4 protein-coding genes and 1 pseudogene are annotated in these 6,313 nt (G+C 34.0%); 1 reads left to right on the top strand and 4 read right to left on the bottom strand.

Annotated features, from left to right (window positions below; translation table 11 throughout):
* Together Q0E19_RS11500 and Q0E19_RS11505 are read right to left on the bottom strand one after the other, a co-directional pair.
* Positions 1–2,042, bottom strand: a pseudogene (locus Q0E19_RS11500) (hypothetical protein); the annotation flags it as partial.
* 241 nt (positions 2,043–2,283) lie between these two features.
* Positions 2,284–3,522, bottom strand: a complete 1,239-nt coding sequence (locus Q0E19_RS11505; protein WP_294409670.1) for an excisionase — start codon at positions 3,520–3,522, stop codon at positions 2,284–2,286.
* Between the two features lie 204 nt (positions 3,523–3,726).
* Between Q0E19_RS11505 and Q0E19_RS11510 the strand changes: the two genes are divergently transcribed.
* Complete coding sequence (locus Q0E19_RS11510) at positions 3,727–4,722, top strand: site-specific integrase (protein WP_294409671.1); 996 nt, start codon at positions 3,727–3,729, stop codon at positions 4,720–4,722.
* 50 nt (positions 4,723–4,772) lie between these two features.
* On the opposite strand, the gene Q0E19_RS11515 is transcribed toward Q0E19_RS11510, so the two are convergent.
* The gene (locus Q0E19_RS11515) at positions 4,773–5,510 is read right to left on the bottom strand and encodes a helix-turn-helix transcriptional regulator (protein ID WP_294409672.1); all 738 of its coding nucleotides are present in this window, start codon (positions 5,508–5,510) and stop codon (positions 4,773–4,775) included.
* A 174-nt stretch (positions 5,511–5,684) separates the two neighbouring features.
* Positions 5,685–6,313, bottom strand: a 629-nt coding sequence (locus Q0E19_RS11520) for a hypothetical protein (RefSeq protein WP_294409673.1), incomplete at its 5' end; no start/stop codon positions are given.

Raw genomic sequence — 6,313 nt, forward strand, 5'->3', positions numbered from 1 at the left:
TTTCCGTCATTTATTATTATTTGACCCGCTGAATGATTTAGATCGCCTTTTACAGTAAGTGTATGTCCGTTAAGATCCAAAGTAGATACATTAAGATTTAAATTTCCATCTATGGTTGTATCTGCAAGCAGTTTATTCCAGCCAAAATAAAAATTATCATTGATCTCGATATTACTATTCTGAAATTCAACATTTGCAAATTCAATACGTTGATTATTTTCTGATATGATTTTCTGCTTGTCTGTTCCTGAAAATATTATCTTATTATTATTCAAAGTATAAAAGGAACTTTCGCTCATTAAGACAAAATCTTTTTTTAATTCTATAATTCCATACTTAAGTGTTGAATTACCATAATCATAATAATCATATTTGATATTAAAGTTTCCGTTGACCAACACATAATCATTTTTTCCAATCATGGATATATGTCCGCCATCAGATATGGTTACATCACCATACTTATCTGTAGTCTTTTTAAATCCATTATAATCGCCATTTACCACTAACTTTCCGTCATTTATTATTATTTGACCCGCTGAATGATTTAGATCGCCTTTTACAGTAAGTGTATGTCCGTTAAGATCAATTACTCCGCCTGTAACTTTAAAATCATTATTAATTACTAAATCATCTGAGAGAGTAAGATCATAGCCATTATTACCGCCATAACCACTATATGCTTCAGCTTTTACCTCGTTGCATTTTTCTTCATACTGCTTATCCGAATACTCAACGATCTTGTAATCCGGATTTATAAAAGTAATGTTTTCCCTATTTTTAGAATCGATAATGTACCAAGAATCTGCACCAACATTTATCATATCGAACATTCCAGAAAGTTTTTCTTTTATGTTATCAATCTGAGCTGCATATTCTTCATAGTTCTGATTCGTTGCCCATGCAAATAATTTTCCGACAAGAGCATCATTGTAAATAACGCCCACATATTTTTTAGAGTAATCACAGCCAAGATAGCATATATTTTCATACATACTGAATGCAGCACAAAACTTATCTCGTTGTGAAGATTTAAGAGTATCTCTAAGCAGATCCTCAATCTCATACAGAGCGCTCATCTGATAATAATCATTAATCATATCCGTAGTTCCAAACCATGAATTTGCAACTACTATTCCGGCTGATTGAGCAAGATCAATGGCTACACCTGTTATACCTAATGATTCAATAACAGACTTTTTTATACCTTTCATAAACTCTCTATATAAAACGTCACCGCCAGCTTTTATAGTAAAAATATCTTTCACTTGCTGTGATGTCAAATCTTCTCTAAAAATAAGACTTACATTATCAATAGCAGCTTTCAGCTGAACATTGTCGGTGCATTTTTCCGACATACTAGATAATACATCTGCATAACCTTCAGAAAGATTAGACATTATCTCAATTTTGCAAAGTTTATCAATCAAATCATTAACATCAGTTGCATATTCAATGATATCGCCAATTTTATCAACTTTCTCCAGAGCCTTTCCAAAGCAATTAAGATCTTTCATTTCTGAAAGTATATCCGCAGCATTATCAGATGTAATAGGAGTAGATTCTAAAAACTTACTATTTGAGTTAACGTATTTTTTCCATGTAGAAACATGTATTGAATCATAAAAAGAATTAATCGAGCTTATAAATGACTCTTCCTGCACATTCCTAACAAGAATATCCATAATAATAGCTTCATAATATTTGTACTGATAAGATTGTGTTACATCACTAATTGCAGAATCAGGAGTTATTGTTACAAGCTTCCATGCAGCCAATTCTTTTTGAAAAGTAGTATCATTTTTTATAGTTTCAACAAAATCTCTATATGGTAATCTCATTTGATTAACAAGATAGTCATATGTTGTATAATTCTCTATGTAGTTTTCCTTATAAGAGTAGTAATCATCTGTGCTATAAGCAGAGGTTTGTATTTTAGTGCCTGGAAATAAATCACTTATATTATCCCACAATGGTGTTGCAACCAAAGCAAAAGTAGTAACAAATGCTGTTAATCCCGAAAATAAACGTTTAAATTCCATAATTACTTCCTTTCTATATTTTTCTTCAAATAACTTTCTTTAATAATTATTACAAACATGAATGATACTATTTTACAAGTATTATAACATTTTTATCAAATAAATTCAATTTACATAGTAAATAAATTCTATGGCAATAATATGTATAAAATTATACCAACAAAAAAGCACCTGTCATCAAAAGAAAACAGATGCATAAAATGATTTTAAATCTATATCTCTGTCTATAGACAGACTTTTTTCATTCTCTCTTGATACTACCATTAGTTATATCCAAAGTATCAAAATTTATACCCGATGTATACTTTTTGCATAGAGCTTTATCAAAACGTTTTATTCTGTTCTCAAGCAAGTCGAGTACAGCGGAGATACGTTCATTAGGCAAATAGTTTCCTGTACAAAGTATCTCTTTTACATCATTTTGTATTGTATACAGCTTTGATATATCGTAACGTTCAGGTCCTTTGATAAGTCTGATCTGCTCATCGTGTGTCTTGCCAAAAGGTTTTGCATCAATATCATTGAGCTTTGCAATATCAGAAGAAAGAAGATTGTGTCCCAAAGCTGCTCCTGTATCGAATATAGGTGCAGCAGAATGGATAGAAAGGTCATCGGCATTTCGGATAAGTCCGAAATTTCTTAAGTGCCTGTCTGTGTTGCCCATAATATAGTCCACAGTGAGTATATCATCAAGACTTTTAATAAGTTCACCAGTGTCAGCACCAAGTCTTTCACAGCATTTGATGTAATGCTCATATGGTGAAATTCTTGTGTTAGGCAGGAAATGTTCAAGTATGTCATTTGCGGTGATAAGTTCTGTGCTGCTATCAATAAAGCACTTGCAAATGCTTGCAGGTTTGTTATTGCTGAAAATAATATCATAGTCGGTATAGCCTTGAATGTTGAGAGTGTGGCATATAAGGGAAGCGATCTTCTCATTAAACACCTCTTGGAGATAAGGCTCTGTGCCTGACTTTATAAGATATCGTTCATTGTTTATTATCTTCCACTTTTTTCGTAACACTCCGTCGGAACTGTTAACAGGGGACATAAGATCCGCATTGTGAGTTTGAATGTCAATATCAAAAAGGGCAGCTCCTACATCATCGGAAAAATCGTTGTTAAAGAAATTCACATCATTCCAGGTCAGAGAGCTGTCTTTAGGACGGACCCAGTACTGATCTGAAAGAGAAAGAGCAAGACTGTTTTTTAGTAATGTATCTGTTGCAATGCGATCTCCACCTGCTGCTGCTCTCAGCTTTTCAAGACCACTTTGCAGCTTGTCACGGCTTGCAGGAATACGCCTGTCAGAAAGCCAGTCGTTAAAGTGTGAACGGTTTACAACAGTATCATCGACCTCAATAGGAAGGGGAACGTGCAGCTCATTTATTGCATAATCGATATACAGAGCGTAAAGCTTGTTGTCCTCTGATTCAAAATCAAAAACAGGTATATCCTTGTGCATAAGTGTATAATACATTGACTGTTCCTCCTTTCAGTTGTTATTTATATTATAGCAGTTTGTTTTTAGTGTGTCAACTTTCTGTCTATAGACAGACTTCTCATATTACAAAAAAATATTTGCATAAAATCAATATTTCTGATATAATATTTGAAAAGGGGAGAAAAAATTTAAGGAGAAGATTTATTGATGCACGAGTTTAACGAATTATTGGACTTAGTTTTGGAAGAAAGGAAGAATGCCTTTAAGTCATTGAAAACTGCCGTATGGGAGCAGAGAATGGCTCAGAAGATATATAAGTACTTTGATGGGAAATACGTTGAAAATATCGACGATATTGCTATAAACCGATTCTTCACGTTCTGTCGATTTAAAGAAAATGGGGAAATGTACAGTGACAAATATATCAAGGAAATATATATTCTTGTGAAAAACGTTATGCAAAAAGCCGTATACAAAAGATACATACCATACAATCCAATGGAATTTGGCTTTAAACGTCCTAAAGGAAATATTCCGCAACCAACGGATAGGCTCATGGATAAAGATGATCTTAAAAGACTGCTTTGTGTAATAGAAAAGTATCCACGATTTAATACTGTTATACCAATACTTCTTCTAACGGGTATGCGAATAGGGGAACTTCTCGGTCTGTATTGGACAGACATCGACTTTGATAATAATATTATACATATCAGACGTGCCGTTGCTGACAGATATATAGAACTTACACCCGGAAATTATGTGAAAAGGGGAGTACATCTTACCGACACAAAAACAGTAATGTCAATACGAGATCTGCCAGTATGCGGACAGGTTACCGATATCCTGCGCAGCTGGCTTATTTATCGGGATTTGCCTGAAAATACAAAGTGGAGAAAACGGATAGAAAGCAAGGATAACCTTAATCTTGTTTTCCCGAATTTTTATGGCAATATAACAGACTATAAAACTTTGTATGACAGTCTGCGTGATATGCTTAAAGCGGAAGGACTTCAAAACTGTGGGATACTATTTCATAAACTTCGTCATAATTATGCGACTGATCTATTGTCTGCAGGAGTTGATATATCCGTAGTGAGTAAAATGCTCGGTCATAAGGATATAAAAACTACCGCAAACACATATGCAAAAGTTGAAATGGAACCGAAAATTGAAGCCATAAGAAAACAGGTGAGGTATCTTAATCAAAAATCTGTCTATAGACAGAAAATCTGATCAATCAACATAATATCCGAATATCTCACGAAGATCCTTTTTGAAAAACTCTATGAGGACAGCATTGTACTTTCTGTGGCAGTTATATGACATATCACCTTTTTCACAACGATAAATAGAGTCGTTAGTAACACCTGTGCGATCAATAACATCCTGCCTTGTAAAATATGCATTTGACGAACATACCACAACTTAAAGCCAAGATCCATAGAGTTAATGAGTTTCATTATCTGTTCCTCAGATAATTCATCAAAATTATATGGATATTCTGCTCCCAGTCCAAGTACTTTGTCAAGGAATATGTTTATATCTATTTTTCGTTTAGAGGAATATTGAGTTACGATTTTCTCAATTTTTCTGTATTCTGTGTATGTTGATTCAGGCAGTACATCGGCTTTTGCAGCCTGTTTCTTTTCAAATCTCTCAGCATTTGTTTTCCTGGATCTCTCACGTTTCTTGTTCGCAGTGATTTTTTTCTGTTCTTCACTCTCGAAGAAAGCACGTTCGGCAAGATACCTTTTTCGTTCAGGTATAAATTTGAGCTGATAAGAATATTCACAGTACAGCAGATCACGAATATCATCATCAGATAGATTATATATTTCCTTGAATACACAAAACATCATCGTTAGCTTTGTAGTAGATATGCTGCCATTGTAAGTTCCGAGTTCGATCCTGGCATAGTTAGCACGCTGTATTCCGATAACATCAGCAATTTGCTGCTGACTTAAATTATGCTTAGCCCGGAATTCCTGTAAATATGTGCGTGGAAACACTGAATTGTTCATAGTTTTATACCTCCTGAGAATAATAAATTTCTGAATTGTCTTATCTGAGAGAAAAGAAGGCTTTTTAGGCACATATATATACTTATATAGATAATATCACATACTTAAGAAAAATATTATCTTTTCTTTTTCTCTTAGATATATATCTAGTGGGTTAAGATATGACAGCTCATTTTATCCCCCACCTTTTATCGAAAAATTTTTAGAATGCTTTTTCCGCTTCAAAAATTTTTTTGTGAACTCCTTGACAATAGGTCCTTTATATGATAATATAAGTATGTAGGAATTACTATTTGTTTTTTTGTGAGTGCCTTGACCCTTTGAGTAGGAGCGGGGCGCTCTCTTTTTTTTGCTCAATTTCCCCTGCTGATATACGATCACAAAATATGTATTATCAGTATAATCACCTTGACGTGTACGTTTGAGCTGCTTGCGGATAAGCTTAAGGTCTATGAGCTGATTAATACAGCTGCATAGTTCGCTGCGTTTTATCTTTGTCATATGCGACAGATCGTTATAGCTTTGATAGAAACGTGCGATATCATTGCATTTGAGCTTGTGGAATAATGCGTAAACGTAGAACAATTTTGGCGAAAGACATTTGCTAAAAATATTTTTAGGAAGATTAAAATAATCACGCACCAAAGAAAAACGCTGTAGGCTGTAATGAGTTGTCCCCAAATAGCCCGCAGCGTTATTTTTTCTATAGCTGTGAGTGATTATACTCATATTTACAAGACGTCTTAAAACACGTTTTACGGTTGATACGGAAAGGCAGCATGATGCAGCAAGTGTTTCCTGTT

It is taken from the genome of uncultured Ruminococcus sp., assembly GCF_934476685.1.
Classification (GTDB): Bacteria; Bacillota; Clostridia; order Oscillospirales; family Ruminococcaceae; genus Hominimerdicola.

Coding starts and splice junctions, on each gene's coding strand:
- Q0E19_RS11505 (WP_294409670.1), bottom strand. CDS start 3,522: ATGTATTATACACTTATGCACAAGGATATACCTGTTTTTGATTTTGAA.
- Q0E19_RS11515 (WP_294409672.1), bottom strand. CDS start 5,510: ATGAACAATTCAGTGTTTCCACGCACATATTTACAGGAATTCCGGGCT.